The sequence below is a fragment of the Paenibacillus mendelii genome, from assembly GCF_024498075.1.
Lineage (GTDB): Bacteria > Bacillota > Bacilli > Paenibacillales > Paenibacillaceae > Paenibacillus_Z > Paenibacillus_Z mendelii.
Genome location: NZ_JANHOF010000001.1, coordinates 258,294 through 274,629, shown reverse-complemented (window position 1 = coordinate 274,629; position 16,336 = coordinate 258,294). Strand labels below are relative to the sequence as shown.

General features: G+C 50.7%; 10 protein-coding genes. All 10 read left to right on the top strand.

Annotation, left to right across the window (positions count from 1 at the left end):
• Positions 1-13 precede the first annotated feature (13 nt).
• The 10 genes from NNL21_RS01235 (at position 14) to NNL21_RS01190 (ending at position 16,246) form a co-directional block, all read left to right on the top strand.
• Positions 14-2,044 carry an OmpL47-type beta-barrel domain-containing protein gene (locus NNL21_RS01235; protein WP_204815585.1) on the top strand — a complete coding sequence of 677 codons (2,031 nt, stop codon included), beginning with the start codon at positions 14-16 and terminating at the stop codon, positions 2,042-2,044.
• Positions 2,045-2,296: 252 nt separating this feature from the next.
• Positions 2,297-3,679 carry a neutral/alkaline non-lysosomal ceramidase N-terminal domain-containing protein gene (locus tag NNL21_RS01230; RefSeq protein WP_204815584.1) on the top strand — a complete coding sequence of 461 codons (1,383 nt, stop codon included), beginning with the start codon at positions 2,297-2,299 and terminating at the stop codon, positions 3,677-3,679.
• 735 nt (positions 3,680-4,414) lie between these two features.
• Complete coding sequence (locus NNL21_RS01225) at positions 4,415-4,996, top strand: hypothetical protein (protein ID WP_204815583.1); 582 nt, start codon at positions 4,415-4,417, stop codon at positions 4,994-4,996.
• A gap of 81 nt (positions 4,997-5,077) precedes the next feature.
• Positions 5,078-5,572: a hypothetical protein gene (locus tag NNL21_RS01220; protein ID WP_204815582.1), complete on the top strand. Its 495-nt coding sequence runs from the start codon at positions 5,078-5,080 to the stop codon at positions 5,570-5,572.
• A 493-nt stretch (positions 5,573-6,065) separates the two neighbouring features.
• Positions 6,066-7,343: a sugar ABC transporter substrate-binding protein gene (locus tag NNL21_RS01215; protein WP_204815581.1), complete on the top strand. Its 1,278-nt coding sequence runs from the start codon at positions 6,066-6,068 to the stop codon at positions 7,341-7,343.
• Between the two features lie 116 nt (positions 7,344-7,459).
• Positions 7,460-8,350 carry a carbohydrate ABC transporter permease gene (locus NNL21_RS01210; protein ID WP_204815580.1) on the top strand — a complete coding sequence of 297 codons (891 nt, stop codon included), beginning with the start codon at positions 7,460-7,462 and terminating at the stop codon, positions 8,348-8,350.
• 16 nt (positions 8,351-8,366) lie between these two features.
• Entirely contained in the window at positions 8,367-9,224 is an 858-nt protein-coding gene (locus tag NNL21_RS01205; RefSeq protein ID WP_204815579.1) for a carbohydrate ABC transporter permease, read from the top strand.
• Between the two features lie 24 nt (positions 9,225-9,248).
• The gene (locus tag NNL21_RS01200; RefSeq protein WP_204815578.1) at positions 9,249-10,655 is read left to right on the top strand and encodes a sulfatase family protein; all 1,407 of its coding nucleotides are present in this window, start codon (positions 9,249-9,251) and stop codon (positions 10,653-10,655) included.
• A 51-nt stretch (positions 10,656-10,706) separates the two neighbouring features.
• Positions 10,707-12,830, top strand: coding sequence for a beta-glucosidase BglX (bglX, locus tag NNL21_RS01195; protein WP_305880641.1), 2,124 nt, complete (start codon positions 10,707-10,709; stop codon positions 12,828-12,830).
• A 29-nt stretch (positions 12,831-12,859) separates the two neighbouring features.
• Positions 12,860-16,246 (top strand): GH36-type glycosyl hydrolase domain-containing protein, encoded by a 3,387-nt coding sequence (locus NNL21_RS01190; RefSeq protein WP_204815576.1) that lies wholly within the window; start codon positions 12,860-12,862, stop codon positions 16,244-16,246.
• Positions 16,247-16,336: the final 90 nt, after the last annotated feature.

Here is a 16,336-nt window from a genome sequence, read left to right as displayed (position 1 = left end):
TGGGAGGCGTATCATGTTGAATCTTGGGATCTCGAAGAGCTTTTCGAAATGGGCTGTGATCTTGTTGATGCTCGCTGCAATGCTATCGCTCTCGACGGCTAATTTGGTATTCGCAGAAGAGGAGAATCCGCCACTGCAGGGGACGATTACCGATGAGAATGGACAAGCGATCCAGGGTGTCGAGCTGGAGGTTAATTCGTTTAACGCAACAGAAGGGCAGTGGGATGGCATACATGGAACAGCAGTGACGGACGAGAACGGACATTACAGCATGGTTATGGATCGATCCTACTATAATAATGCCATTATGTTTACCGTTAAAGGCATTAAAGTGGTAAGGTACATCCATTATTCTGAAACGAGCTTCGACTTTCAAATCCCTGCCGTGCTTGAACGAGCAGAAGGAACAATTACGTTAGAAGACATTGAAGCCCCTGCACCCGGCGTAACCGTGCAAGTTATTTCTCGCTTAAAAACATCGAAATATATCACCTTGGCTAGTGGAATTACAGATGAGAATGGACATTACTCGATTCCCTATATTGCTACGGAATATGGTCAATTTACGACGTTTAACGCCAATCTTCCCGAAGGCGGCAACTTAACAGACGGGAAAACGACGGTTCCAGTCGCTACCTCTGGCGCGTTCTATGGTTATGTATATACTGACTCCAATGATACTTTATTCGGGGCTGTTGTTGAATTGGGCGGGAAACAATTCGTGACGAACGCAAGTGGAGGATTCGCATTCTTCCCTCCTTTGACAGACGATCATATTAAGGTTTCTGCTTATGGATATCTGCCCTTCGAAGGAACGATAGGCAGTGTACCCATGAAAATCGTACTTCCGGTCAGTTCTTACCCTACTGTAGAAGCCATACCGGAACGCGAACCAGATGCGAACGGATGGTACAATCATGATGTCCTGGTCGAGTTTAAGGCAGAAGACGCTGATGACTCTCAACCATTAGTCGTGGATCCGCATAAGTTGGTTCAGACAGAGGGAGCCAATCAAATCATAAGCGGTACAGCCACGGATTCTACCGGCTTGACCGGGTACGGTGAAGTATCCATCTCACTTGATAAGACGTCACCGACTACGGTGGCAGCATTAACTCCGGTGACACCCGATGGAGGCAGCGGCTGGTACAAACAATCTGTAGGTATCCAACTTACGGCATCGGACGGCTTATCCGGTGTTGCGTCAACAGAATACAGCATGGACGATGGCTCGACGTGGCTGCCCTATGCTGGAACCTTATCGCTCGACACAGAGGGCACACATCACATGAAATACCGTTCAACGGATACAGCCGACAATGTGGAATCGGTTAAATCCATCTCAATTCCGATTGATCGTACAGCTCCTGTGATTCAAATTATATCACCACAGGAAACGGACTATAATGTTGCAAGTGATATTAAGGTGCGATATACACTAACAGATCATTTGTCCGGTGTAGACTTGTCGAGGACTAGCGCGAAATTGGATGGACAAGCGGTCAAATATGGAGACGCAACTCCACTCTATACAATGACCCTTGGCCAGCACACGTTAACAGTCACATCGAGTGATGGGGCGGGCAATGTGAGCAGCGCAGCGGTAACTTTCCGCACCTACACCAATCTTACAACATTGGAAGCGCTTGTAACGCGTTTCACGAATAATGGGTGGATCACGGCTAAGACAGCCAAGAGTCTCCAGAAGCAATTGGAGAAGGGTGATCTGGGTGCATTCATCCATGAGGTAGAGAAGAGTCGGAACGGGAAGGGCGTTACGAAGGAAGCTGTACAATACTTGCTCCGCGATGCGCATTCGATTCTGGATTCCTTAATCTTGCTGGTGAACCAATACACACAGGACCAGTCCATCAAACGCGCGTCGGTGGCTAAGGACTTGCTGCGGGAGTTGAACAAAGGCGAGCTGAAGGACTTTGCACGTACAGTAGACAAGCAAAGTGATAAACATATCACTGCTCATGCAGCAAAATCTCTACTCGTAGGACTAGAGCATCTGCTGAAGAAGGGCAACGGTAACGAATGATCCGGCGCATTTTACTAGCAGACAGGAACTGATAAGACTTACAACCAAAGGCCGTAGGGGCTAAACGCTCCGCGGCTTTTTCAATGATCAATAAAGTATACGTCACAATCTATCATTCGTATTTCTATCAATTAAGGTATACTGTATGATAATTTCTTGGTATTATTTGACTTATGGTAATGAACATACTTAGTAGGAGCTGCCGATTGGCGTTCTAGCAAGGAATTAAGAATAATGAATGGAGCTGATGGCATGCTGAAAGCAGGAGCCGCTCGCGCAGTAATCAATCCACCCTTAACGATGGCTCAAGGAGGGTGGGGGGCGCAAACCCATATTACCCCCAGTCACATCGAATCTGATTTCTGGTGTACCGCACTTGTTCTAGGGGACGGTCAATCCAGTACAGCCTTACTGGACTTTGATCTCTGTCTTCTATCCAACCTGCAGTCGGATCAAATCCGTTCCGCGGTTGCAGCAGCTCTGCATATAGACAAGCATCAGGTCCGTGTTTCTACAACCCATACTCACGCGGGTCCTGTAGTAGGGGATGCCTCACATTCACCTAATCGCGAGTTATTGGACTTGTACGTTCGCTATCTAATCGAGCAGAGTGTCAGTTCAGCTCTGGAAGCGGCAAGCCGGCAGGTCAATGTCTCTGTTCATGCGGAATATGGAATGTGTTCGATCGGTAAAAACCGGAGACAGAAGCTCGATAATGGAAGAGTCATCACCGGCTTCAACGAATCGGGCGAGACAGACCCCACCGTGTCAACGATTCGATTTGATGACAAGGATGGCAATATCGTAGCCAGTATCGTTCATTATGCGGCTCACCCGACAACCCTTGGCTATACGAACCATGCCGCAAGTCCGGACTATCCCGGTGTAACCAAACGGTTTGTAGAACAAACCGTAGGCGGGATCTGCCTCTTTCTACAAGGGGCGACCGGCGATATTGGTCCAGGGCCAGGCGGCTTCCTGGATCGAATGGATGTTGTACAAGACATGGGCACCATGCTTGGCTGTGCTGCCTCGCAAGCCTTAATTGAGGCGAGAGGCAAGCAATTCGAATACGGCTTCTCGGAAGTAGTTGAATCTGGAGCAAGCTTGGGAATATGGTCCCGGACACGTAAGCCTCAAGCTCCGGTTCCCTTTCAAGTGTTCTCCGAAATGCTGTCACTACCTATCGGAGCGTTGCGGCCAACGGAGGAATTGGAGCAAATCAATCAAGATCTCGTCGCTGACTTGACCCGTCTAAGGGAGGCCAATGCTCCTGCTGAGCAAATTAGCGAGGCTAACTTTCAATTGAAGCGCAACAATATGGCTCTGCGTTATTCGAGAAACTTTTATGGCAAACCATACGCCGATATTGAAGCCCATATCATTCGCATAGCCGACGTCGTGCTGATCGGGATTCCGCTGGAGCCCTTCTCTGCAACAGGGAAACGCATCAGAGAAGACTCTCCATTCCCATATACGTTATTCAGCGGTTACTCGAACGGAGCAAACGGCTATCTAGCGACTGCCGAAGCATTCTCCCAAGGCGGATATGAAGTCATTCAAACTGCGTTTGCCCCTGAAGCGGCTGATCTGCTAGCGGAGATGATCATACAGCTGTTAGAAAAAATAAAATAGAAACAGCATGATCCACAACCTCAAAAGGGTGGTGCAGGTTGCTGCACCACCCTTAATGATCTTCCCCTCTATCTTTCAAATGTCAGCGGGACATGACGAATACGAGGTCAGGTGACCGCCCACCCGGCAACAACTACAGCGGCATATCCCCGTCCACGAAATATGTCCAAGGTTTCAAGCCCTGTTTCATGTGCCAGAGGTGTAATGCGAACGCGATCGAGACGGCTCTGCTCTGGAGATCCTTTATGGTCAGTTCGTCAGCGCATAATTCCTCCAATTGCTCGATAATCCCCTCCGGGACATCATACCGAAACCGGCAGAGTGCATCTCCCTCCATTGTCCGTCCCAGGAACAACCGTGGGGCAGGGTCCTCTCCTGGCCAAGGCTCATTTATGGTGCGAAGCCGCATGTTCTGGTCATACGTAAAGAGCCTCGACATGGAGCTCCATTAGCGTTTGTGCGGTTGGTTTGATTTTATCCCGATCCCTTATGCTCCCATTCCTCCGATCCCTTCATAAGAACTCGTTTCGTTGTTTGTCACTAATCATAGTATCAAAGTATCCCATAAATATCCTGAGAATATTGCACCCATTGGAGCCGCCAGTTTTTATAGGTGACGAAATGGAAATCAATCCTAATGATTGCTATAATCTACTATCATACGTGCATGAGGCTGTGAAATCATTGATGCGATTCGGGATTATTGAATGGGAGCTATTAGGGGAGGGACTTTGAATGAGAGAAACCATTTTATTGGGATTTGCAATACTAACGCTCTTGTTAACAGCTTGCGCTTCGCCTGAACAAATGGATAATGAGAACCCCAGTACGATTAATTATGAAGTACTTAATAAGACGAATGCCGAGGTGACGGAAGATGAATTTATTTACCGGCTTGTCACCAAGAAGGGTGAATATCGCAAAGGGGAATCAGTCACGATCTATGCGGAGCTGGAATATGTAGGCGACAGTGAAACCATTACGATTTTTCACGCCCAGTCCCCCTTCTCATTTCCGATTGAGGAGAAAACACGGAATTACAGCATCGATTATAATATGAACCAACCCTTATTAAGCACGACGCTCAAGAAAGGCGAGCCCCTTCGTGAAGTTTATCAGAACAGTGGGAGCTATGGGGAAACGGACGATAAGGAATACATCAACTTCATGAAAAGCTTTTGGAAGGATGGATTTCCGGTTGGCTATTTTGTCGTAGATGGATTTGCCGATTTCTATGTTGTGTCGAATGTGGATGGCGAGGAGAAGGAAGAAGAGTTTAACATAAAAGCTCAAATTGATTTTAAAGTGGTTACGTAGGTGTCAACTGCTGCCGCGGCGTACATTCGCAGTACGAAAATGTCGTTTCGTAATACATTGTCTTCCTAGAAAGGAGACTACATGGCATATTGGAGCCGGTACGTAATAGTCGTCATTATGATTGTATTTTGCACGGCCTGCAATGGTAACAAGGAGTTCAACATGTCCCAGCTGGAGGATCAATTGAAGAAGCTGCCCGATTATGAGCGGACACTGCATTATGAACTGAAGGAAGAAGGGATTCTGTCCTTTAATCTAATGAGGGACGGATTTATTACCATAAGTTATCTTGAACAGATCAAGGACAAATGGAGAGTCTTAGATGGTGTAGGTGTGTTAGACCCTAGAGAATATTCATACCTTATTACCGCGAATACGAAGATGCCCTTTAGAATGACAGCAATTACAACACACGACCCAGAGGTTGAACATATTCGAATCAGAGGAGAGGAGGCTAAGCTGATTCAACGGGATGACATTCGTTTATGGATATCCTTTATCGACGAGAACATCCATGCAGCAGACATTAAAGCCTATAACATAGCCAATCAGGTTATTGAATTGCAGCCCCAATAATTCGATTCAAAGGAAGGCGACCGGTGCAGGTAAATCGGCGCCTTTTTATTTTGCGTTTGAGGACGGAAAGCGTGTTATACTCATTCTTTCCCAAACTATAAGCCATTATTAGCTGATCATATTCATATCCAAGGATCCATCCGATACCTCCCTTTGTTAGGGTTGGACATTAGAAAATGTACTTATTTTTACACAAAAATATAAACGTTTCGATTATCTTTATTTATCCTCTTTTAATCGGTTACATTTTAGACTATAATCAAATCGAAACGTTTATATTATGTATATCGAGCAAGGATAACCGCTCATAAGGCACTTATTAACCATAATCGAAACGTTTCACTACTGGTTTCCAGTCGCATGTACTTGAATCACATTGGAAATGAAGGACATTCTAACTAGGGAGGGTTGACCGGCTGAGGGTTGTTTGAAAAAGAGAATCTAAGGATAAGTAAAGATTAAGAAATGACTATGAGCCTTAACAGCGACATAAATGAGAGGGGTAATCGGTGTGAAAAAGAATATTAAAGTGATGACGGCCATCTTACTAAGTGTAGGATTGCTTGCGGGCTGCGGAACAAATAACAATACATCCGGCGGCACGGATACCGGCAACGGCACGTCGAACGAGAAGGTAACGCTGAATGTATGGGGCATGGGGGAAGAAGCCAAAACCTTGCCGAAGCTCGCTGATGAATTCACGAAAGAAAATCCGAATATTACGGTTAAGGTACAGGCACTGCCTTGGAACCAAGGCCACGAGAAGATGCTGACGGCTGTCGCATCCAAGAAAGGCCCTGACGTCATTCAGATGGGGACCTCCTGGATTCCGGAATTCGCTGAAGCGGGCGTGCTTACAGATCTGACGCCTTACCTGGAGCAATATCCGGAGCTGAAGCCGGAGAACTTCTATCCGGGTGCGGTTGAAAGTGCGAAATATGGCGACAAATATGTAGGTTCACCGTGGTACGTTGAGACCCGCGTTCTGTATTACCGCACGGATCTGCTCAAGGAAGCCGGCTTTAACGCAGCCCCTGCAACATGGGACGAGCTGTCCGATGCAGCTAAGAAGCTTGCTGCTCGCGGCGACGGCAAATACGGTATCAGCATTGACCCGAAAGAACAGTCCCTAGGCTTCATGTTCTCCCGCCAGAATGGCGCGCAATGGTTCACAGAAGATGGCAAGCCTAACTTTAGCGATCCGAAATTCGTAGAAGCCGTCGAGTATCTTAACAGCTTCTTCCAGAACGGTTCCGCTCCGAAGGATCTCGGTCTTGACATCATTCCGGCATTCAAAGAAGGCATTCTGCCGATGTTCATTAGCGGTCCGTGGATGATTAAGCTGATTCAGGATCAAGCGCCTGAAATCGACGGCAAATGGGCGATGGCTGTACTGCCGAAGAAAGAAAACAATATCTCATTGCTTGGCGGCTCCAACCTGTCCATATTCGAATACTCGAAAAATAAGGATGCAGCTGCGAAGTTCATCGCTTACATGAGCAAGCCGGAAACGCAAATCAAATGGATGGAAGAAACGAGCTCCCTTCCTGCGGCAACTGCTGCATGGGAAAACGATATGCTCAAGAACGACCCGAATTACAAAGTAATTGGCGATCAATTGAATGCCGCTCAACCTATGCCCGTTATTACGGAATGGTCACCAATTAGCGAAAACTACCTGAAGCACTTCGAAGTCATCTACCGCAACAACGTTGACGTGAAGAAAGAAATGGAAAGCTTCAATAACGACGCGACCAAAATGATGAAGTAATCTTGACGAGTGTTTCAGAAACAGGATATAAGATCCGAACTGAAGCAGGCCGGCTGCATAGGCCGGCCTGCTCTTATATATGCCGCGGGCATGAAAGAAGGAAGTGAGATTTCCTGATGAGAGGTTTTCTGAATAAGCAAGCACCGTATATTTTTATCGCACCGACCTTGATCCTGTTGACGCTGTTCTCAATCGTTCCGATCTTGGTTGCGCTCGTGATCAGCTTCACCGATATGGACCTTAGCGGATTGGCGAATTTCGATTCCATCAGTTTTATCGGTTTCACCAACTATACTGAAGTGCTTGCGGACCCCGTGTTCCTGAAGGCGATCTTCAATACGCTCTTCTACGTCATCATCGGTGTGCCGCTTGTCATCTTGTTATCGCTCAGCATCGCTTTGTTGATTAATTTGGGTACGTCCCGGATTTTCAAAGCCTTTCGCGTTGTCTATTATCTCCCTTCCGTGACGAATATCGTGGCTGTGGCGGTTGTTTGGAGTTACCTCTATAATCCGTCGCTTGGCCTGTTCAATTACCTGCTGAATCTGGTGGGATTGCCCGATGTGCCATGGTTGACGGAACCGACGATCGCTAAGCTTTCGCTGATTCTGCTGGCGTTATGGAAGTCGATCGGCCTTAACATGATTATCTTCATCGCGGCGCTGCAAGGCATTCCGAAGTCTTATTACGAAGCCGCGCAGCTTGACGGAGCGAACCTGTGGCAGCAAGTGACGAAAGTTACGATTCCGATGCTGCGGTTTGCGATTTTCTTCGTGTCCATTACGACGATGATCGGCTGGCTTCAATTTTTCGAGGAGCCGTTCGTTATGACCGAAGGCGGCCCGCTTGACGGTACGCTGTCCGTCGCTTTGTTTATTTACCAGAACGGCTTCAAATTCAACAACTTCGGGTATGCGGCAGCGGGCTCCTTCGTGTTGTTCGTGTGCATCATTGCCATTACGCTTGTTCAGTTGAGGATGCAAAAAAATGAGTCGGACATGACTTGAGAAGCGGGGGATACGAATGAGTTCAACAATTGCAACGAAGAAAGGGAAGGTGAAGGAGCGTCAAGGCAGCTTATTTCAATGGATTTCCGGCATTGTCCTGGGCATTGGCGGCATCTTCTTCCTGCTGCCTTTCTTCTGGATGATCATGTCTTCCTTCAAGCCGGAAAATGAGATCGTACAGATCCCGCCTACCTTCTGGCCCGACACCTTCACACTTCATAATTTCAAATATTTGTTCCAGAACATGAACTTTGACGTGTACCTGAAAAACACGCTGATTATCGTTCTGTTCTCGTTCGTTGGCCTGTTTCTGAACGCAGTCGCGGGCTTTGGCTTCGCGAAATATGAGTTCAAAGGCAGGAACGCGCTCTTCGTGCTTGTGCTGGCGACGATGATGATTCCAAGCCAAGTCACAATGATTCCGGTGTATCTCATTCTGAATTCGTTAGGGCTGACGAATACGATGACCGGTATCGTGCTTCCGGGTCTCGTGGGAGCGTTCGCCATTTTCCTCTTCCGCCAGTTCATGTCGACCATTCCGACCGAGCTGCTGGAAGCGACTCGGCTGGACGGGGCGAGCGAATATCGCATTTTCTTGCAAATCGTTCTGCCGATCTCCAAGCCCATCATTGCGGTACAAGCCATTCTGACGTTTATCGCCGGATGGAACAGCTTTCTGTGGCCGCTTATTATCGCCAACGATGAAAGCTTGTACACCTTATCCGTCGGTTTGTCGCTCCTGAAAGGGCAATATGCCGCCAACTTCGGCTTACAGATGGCAGGTGCAGCGTTCATGGTCGCTCCCGTCATCGTGTTGTTTACCTATTTCCAGAAGCATATTATTGAGAACTTCAGCATTTCCGGTATGAAATAAAGCTAAGAAAGAAGGTACGCCTTCATGTCTTCTTCCGATAACAAGCGTCCTAACATTCTGTTTATCATGTCGGACGACCACGCTTCGCATGCGATTGGCGCATACGGGAGCCGTATTAATGTTACGCCCCATCTGGATCGGTTGGCGCAGGAGGGGATGCGCTTCGACAACTGCTTCTGCACGAATTCGATCTGCGCGCCAAGCCGAGCCTCGATTCTGACAGGGACCTATAACCATATCAACGGCGTCAAGACGTTGGGCGATGATCTGGATGGCCGGCAAGTGACGTTCCCGAAGCTGCTTCAGGCGGATGGCTACCAAACAGCGATGATTGGCAAGTGGCATCTCGGACACGGCGGCAACTATGACCCGACGGGCTTCGATTACTGGAGTGTATTGCCCGATCAGGGTGATTACCGAGATCCTGATTTCATCGAAATGGGTAAGGTGAAGAAATTTAACGGCTATGTCACGGACATTATTACGGATAAATCGCTGGATTGGATCCGCAATCGGGATAAGGAACGACCGTTTATGCTGATGTGCCATCATAAGGCACCGCACCGCCACTGGGAACCAGACGAGAAGCATATGCACCTCTACGAAGATATTGACATTCCAGAACCGGTCACGTTCAACGACGATTACGCCACACGTTCGCAAGCGGCCGTGCAGGCAAAGATGCGAATTGACGATCTGAACGAGCTGGATACGAAAGGACCGCCGCCGGAAGGGTTGTCCCCCGATGAGGTCCGCAAGTGGAAATATCAACGGTATATCAAGGATTATCTTCGCTGCATCGCTTCTATTGACGATAATGTGGGCCGCATGCTGGAATACCTCGACGAATCCGGGTTGGCGGAGGACACGATCGTGATCTATACGTCCGACCAAGGCTTCTTCCTCGGCGATCACGGCTGGTTCGACAAACGGTTCATGTACGAGGAATCGCTGCGAATGCCGTTCCTGATCCGTTACCCAAGGGAAATTAAGCCCGGCAGCGTGAGCGATACGATGATCCTGAACACAGACTTTGCCCCTACGTTCCTTGAGTACGCTGGCTTGCCAGTCCATGAACGGATGCAAGGCTTCAGTATTAGACCGCTGTTGAAAGGCACGACGCCGGACGGATGGCGGACGTCGATGTTTTACCGGTATTGGATGCATCTTGATGGCTGCCATGAGGTCTATTCACATTACGGAATTCGCACGCACCGGTACAAACTGATCTATTATTACGCCCAGGCGCTCGGCACGACGGATTCGCGCGACGAATCACGCCCGCCGGAATGGGAATGCTTCGACCTGGAGCAGGATCCTTATGAGCTGAACAACGTGTACGGTCAACTGGAATACGCGGATCGTATACAAGACTTGAAGAAGCAGCTGGAAAATCTGATGGACGAGGTCCAGGACGAATACATCCATTAGGCGGAGGTTAAAGCATTGAAGGATATACAATTGCAATCCTTACTGAAGGAAATGACGTTAAGCGAGAAGATTGCTCAGCTTCAGCAGCTCGCACCTGCGTTCTATGAAGGATCTAACAGCGCCGGCCAGATTACAGGTCCGCTGGAAGGGATGGGCATGACGGAGGAAATGATCCATCATGCCGGCTCTGTGCTTGGACTCGGAGGAGCGGAAGAGGCTATAGCAATTCAGGACGCCCACATCCGCAATCACCGGCTGTCCATTCCATTGATTGCAATGGCCGATGTCATACACGGTTACCGGACCATCTTCCCGGTGCCGCTCGCACTGGGCTGCTCATGGGACATGGAGCTGGCGAAGCGATCCGCTGCGATCGCGGCGAAGGAAGCTTCCGTTGCGGGTATACACGTCACCTTCTCGCCGATGGCGGACTTGACGCGCGATCCCCGTTGGGGAAGGGTGATGGAGTCGACAGGTGAAGACCCTTGGTTAAACAGTCAATACGCACGCGCATTCGTACGCGGTTACCAGGGCAAGGACTTGTCGAAGGAGCCATACAAGCTGGCGGCTTGCATCAAGCACTTCGCCGCTTACGGCGCAGCTGAAGGTGGCCGGGATAATACGGTCGATATGTCTGCGTGGATGAGCCGCGAATACTATATGCCTTCATACCGCGCCGCGCTGGATGAGGGCTGCGAGATGGTGATGACTGCCTTCAATACGGTGGACGGCATTCCGGCGTCGGGCAACCGCAGGCTGATGAGAGACCTGCTTCGCGATGAATGGGGCTTCGACGGCGTTCTCATCTCGGATTGGGGCGCTGTGAAGGAGATGATTCCCCATGGCGTGGCAGAGGACGAACGGGAATGCGCACGCAAAGCGATCGAAGCCGGTGTCGATATCGAGATGATGTCCCCTTGTTACGTTCATCATCTGCAGGAGCTGGTGGAGAGCGGGGAAGTGGACGAAGCGCTTATCGACGAAGCAGTCATGCGCATCCTGAAGCTGAAGCGCAAGCTGGGACTGTTCGAAAATCCGCATCGTTATGCGGATCCAGCGGTAGAGCGCGACATTCTCCTCAGCGACGAACACCGTGCGTCGGCACAGGAAGCCGCAATAAAGTCAAGCGTTCTGCTCAAGAACGACGGTATACTGCCGCTCTCGAAGCTGGCGAAGATTGCGCTGATCGGCCCGTTCGCGCTCAGCAATGACTTGCTTGGGCCATGGTCGTGCATGGGTGATAGGGAAGAAACCGTTACACTAAGCCAAGGCATGATTGCTATTGCAGGCCAGCCGCAAGTGACGGCGACAGGCTGCAGCGTGGAATACATGACAGATCTGGAGCTGGAAGCTATGCTGGCTGCAGCCCGGGAAGCCGATGTTATCGTGCTGGCGCTGGGAGAAAGCTCGGAGATGAGCGGCGAGGCGGGATGCCGTGCCGATATCCGCTTGCCTGGCATGCAGCTGGAGCTGGTGAAGCAAGCGAAAGCATTGGGCAAGCCGGTGGCCGCTGTGCTGTTCAACGGCAGGCCGCTTGATCTTCATGGCGTGCTGGACGAGGCAGACGCCGTGCTGGAAGCGTGGTATCCCGGCAGCAACGGCGGTTCTGCGGTGGCCGAGCTGCTCTACGGCGTCGCGAATCCTTCCGGCCGTCTGACGATGAGCTTCCCGCATTCCGTGGGACAGGTGCCGGTCTATTATAACGGATTCAACACAGGCCGCCCGCAAGGGGCGCCGGATGCTCAGCTGCGCTACGTATCGCAATATTTGGACATCCCGAACGAGCCGCTGCTGCCGTTCGGCTTCGGTCTGAGCTATACCGACTTCCAATACGGGGAAGCCGCCTTGTCGGCTAACGAACTCAGCGTCGGCGGCAAGCTCCTGGTATCCGTTCGCGTAACGAACGCCGGCAGACTAGAAGGCGAAGAAACCGTTCAGCTCTATATACGCGATATAGCGGGTGAGACAGTCCGGCCGCTGCGTGAGCTGAAGGCTTTCGAGAAAACGGCGCTCATGCCGGGAGAAAGCAAAGATATCGTGTTTGAAATTACGGAGGAGATGCTTCGGTATCATCATTCGGATTTGCAATATAAGAGCGATCCAGGCCAGTTCGCGGTCATGGTCGGGGCAAACAGCCGCGATGTGCAGGAGCTTAGGTTTATCTTGAAAGCATAGAGAGAGGCAAGTGGGAAAGGAGCCCGGAGATGAGTACAGTACTGGAGATGGAAGAAATCAACGTTCAGGCGGACGAGCTTGTCTTTACGTTCATGAAGAGCGGAGATTTGAAGGAGATACAATATAAGGATTTAATGATCAACCAGGTCATGTCCAACCCATTGGATGGATCGATGAACAATCTTTATCTGCGCGTGCAGCAAGGAGAGCGGATTATGGCCGTCCCTCTGCTGGGGGTACGGTCAAATAGCAAGATGAGCGTGTCTCAGCGGCGCATCGTGTGGAGCGGGGAAGCTCTAGGTGCAGCGTATCAAGTGATCTTTACCCTTATGCCCGGGCTGATCTGGTTCTGGGAAGTACAGCTCACCGGCGAAGGTATTCAAGCCGATGTAATATACGGCCAAGACCTGGGGCTTGCCGACAAAGGCGCAGTGCGCACGAACGAAGCTTATGTGTCGCAATATGTGGGTCATACGGCGTTCAACGACGAAGAAACCGGATATACTGTATGCTCGAGGCAAAATCAACCCGCGTCAACAGGCTTTCCGTACCTTCAGCAGGGTTCGTTGACAAAGGCGGCAGGTTATTCAACGGATGGATTCCAATTCTTCGGTCTCTCTTATAAGGAGACGAATGTGCCGGAAGCGCTTGGGCGGAAAGAGCCGGACAACGCCGTGTATCAATATGAATTTGCTTATACGGCACTTCAATCGGAGACGGTTCAGCTGAGCGGGACGGCCTCGTTTGTGTTCTATGGCTTGCTCAAGCCGGATCATCCTGCAGCGATCTCCGAGCTCGAGTACAAGGAGGAATTGCTTGAGGCTTGGGAGCAGGCGAAAGCGATGGAGATTGGCGAGGGCCTCTCAGCAAGAGAGAGAGTTGCGCTGAACGAACGAATGGGCGAGCCTCTTCGCGCCGAAACAATGACGCTTGCCGACATCGAAGTATTGTTCCCTGTTCGTCATCAAGAGGAATGGGATGGTCAAGAGCTGCTCTCTTTCTTCACCGGGACGTATGAACATGTTGTGCTGAAGGCGAAGGAGCTGCGCATGGAACGGCCGCATGGCCACATCCTGATGAGTGGCGACAACGCGCGGTTGAACGATAACGTAATGTCTTCAACGAACTATATGTACGGCATCTTCCATTCGCAGATTACATTAGGCAATACTTCCTTCAATAAATTAATGACGAATGCGCGCAGTGCGCTGAATGTGCTGAAAACATCCGGACAGCGGATCTATGTCGAGATGGAAGGCAAATACCGCTTACTTACGATGCCATCCCTGTACGAGATCGGGTTTAACTATGCCCGCTGGCATTACAAGCTGGCAGACGATACGCTCACCGTTACGGCATGGACATCGGCAGATTCGCCGGAGCTTGCACTAGAAGCTACATCGAAGGCAGGTAAACGTTACGGCTTCCTCGTGACCAACCAGATCACGATGAACGACAAAGAATATGAACTGCCGTACCTGTTGGAACGGGACGGTGAAGATCTTGTGTTCCGCGCCCATGGGGATGCTTTGAGTGTCAGTGCATATCCAGGGCTGCATTTCCGCCTTCGCATTGCAGGCGCGGCTATGTCGGTGCTGGATGAGAAGGCGCTAGTCGCTGCAGCACCGGTGGGATCGGCTTCGCTTACGGTGCTGGAGCTGGCGCCGTCCGATAAGTGGCGGTTGACGGTACAAGGTAATCTGGAAGAAGAGTCTCATGCGAAAGAGCCGGTTTCGATGCGTTCCGCCGAGACGGATATCGAGCGCTACCGTTCGTTCTTGTCGTCCGTCATGAACGGGTTTCATCTGTCACATGAGGCTGGAAGTAAGGCTCAGGAACTGCAGAAGTTCAATGCGCTCGCATGGTGGTATACCCATAACATGCTTGTGCATTATTCTGTGCCGCACGGGCTGGAGCAATACAGCGGGGCGGCTTGGGGTACGCGCGACGTCTGCCAAGGGCCGACGGAATACTTTATGGCGACGGGAAATTACAGCCAAGTGAAGGACATTCTGAAGACGGTCTATACCCATCAATATGAGCATGACGGCAATTGGCCGCAATGGTTCATGTTCGACCGGTACTACCGCATTCAGCAGGAGGAGAGCCACGGGGATATTATCGTATGGCCGCTGAAAGTGCTGAGCGATTATCTGCGGGTAACGGGCGACTTCTCGATCCTGCAGGAACGCGTGCCATATACCACGCATGGGGGCGAACTGACGGAGGAGACGTATACCGTTCTCGATCATGCGCGCAAGGAATTGCAATACATGAAGGATCATTTCCTTCACGGTACGAACCTGTCCTCCTATGGGGACGGCGACTGGGACGATACGCTCCAGCCGGCGAACGCCAAGCTGAAGCAGTATATGATCAGCAGCTGGACGGTATCGCTCACGTACCAAGTGTTCTCCCAGCTATCCGGCGCATTGTCCGGTCAAGAAGGACAAGAAGATCTTGAGGATCTTGCAGAACTGGCGGCAGAACTAGAGGAGCTGGCCAAGGGCATCAAAACCGACTTCAACAGCTACTTGATCAAAGACGGCATCATCTCCGGCTTTGCGTACATGGAGGAGCCGGGCAGCATGGAGCTGATGCTTCATCCGAGTGACGAGAAGACGGGCATTACGTACCGCCTGCTTCCGATGACCAGAAGCATGATCGGCGAACTGCTCGACGAGGAGCAAGCGGAGTCCCACTACCGTCTAATTAAGCAGGAACTCTATTGTCCAGACGGCGTGCGCCTGATGAACCGGCCTGCTGAATATGCAGGTGGTGTCAGCACACGGTTCAAACGCGCGGAGCAAGCCGCAAACTTCGGCCGCGAGATCGGTTTGCAATATGTCCATGCTCATATTCGATTCATCGAAGCGATGGCAAAGCTGGGCAAGCGGGATGAAGTGTGGAAAGGACTCGCGATGATTAATCCCGTCGGCTTGCGCGACGTCGTCCCGAACGCGGACTGGCGCCAGAGCAATGCGTATTTCAGCAGCTCGGACGGGAAGTTCGCGGACCGGTACGAGGCGCAGGACGGTTTCGGCAAGCTGCGCACGGGCGATGTTCAGGTTAAAGGCGGCTGGCGCATCTATTCCAGCGGTCCCGGCATCTATATGAATCAGCTGATCTCGAACGGTCTGGGGATCCGCCAGGAAAGCGGCGATCTCATCCTCGATCCCGTGCTGACTGCGGAGATGGACGGTCTGAGCTTCCGCTTCCAATGGATGGGACGGGATATCCTGTTCCGGTACGAGATTAGCGGGGATACCGTCCGCAAGGTAACTGTGAATGGAGAATCCGTTCAGACAGCCGTTAACAGGAACCGGTATCGCCACGGCGGTGTACGTATCGGGACCGAGGCGCTGGTGGGTCTTCTTAAGGAAGGCCTGAACGAAATCGTCATCGGGATGGAGTAAAGAAGGTGCTGGGGGAGTATTCCCTCAAGCCAACCTTTTGATATAATCAACAAAGAGAATTGAAGTGGGCAGTGAACGATAGGAGCGATA

Excerpts from the sequence above, each read along its gene's own strand:
- NNL21_RS01235 (WP_204815585.1), top strand. The coding sequence starts at position 14 with ATGTTGAATCTTGGGATCTCGAAGAGCTTTTCGAAATGGGCTGTGATC.
- NNL21_RS01230 (WP_204815584.1), top strand. The coding sequence starts at position 2,297 with ATGCTGAAAGCAGGAGCCGCTCGCGCAGTAATCAATCCACCCTTAACG.
- NNL21_RS01225 (WP_204815583.1), top strand. The coding sequence starts at position 4,415 with ATGAGAGAAACCATTTTATTGGGATTTGCAATACTAACGCTCTTGTTA.
- NNL21_RS01220 (WP_204815582.1), top strand. The coding sequence starts at position 5,078 with ATGGCATATTGGAGCCGGTACGTAATAGTCGTCATTATGATTGTATTT.
- NNL21_RS01215 (WP_204815581.1), top strand. The coding sequence starts at position 6,066 with ATGAGAGGGGTAATCGGTGTGAAAAAGAATATTAAAGTGATGACGGCC.
- NNL21_RS01210 (WP_204815580.1), top strand. The coding sequence starts at position 7,460 with ATGAGAGGTTTTCTGAATAAGCAAGCACCGTATATTTTTATCGCACCG.
- NNL21_RS01205 (WP_204815579.1), top strand. The coding sequence starts at position 8,367 with ATGAGTTCAACAATTGCAACGAAGAAAGGGAAGGTGAAGGAGCGTCAA.
- NNL21_RS01200 (WP_204815578.1), top strand. The coding sequence starts at position 9,249 with ATGTCTTCTTCCGATAACAAGCGTCCTAACATTCTGTTTATCATGTCG.
- bglX (WP_305880641.1), top strand. The coding sequence starts at position 10,707 with ATGACGTTAAGCGAGAAGATTGCTCAGCTTCAGCAGCTCGCACCTGCG.
- NNL21_RS01190 (WP_204815576.1), top strand. The coding sequence starts at position 12,860 with ATGAGTACAGTACTGGAGATGGAAGAAATCAACGTTCAGGCGGACGAG.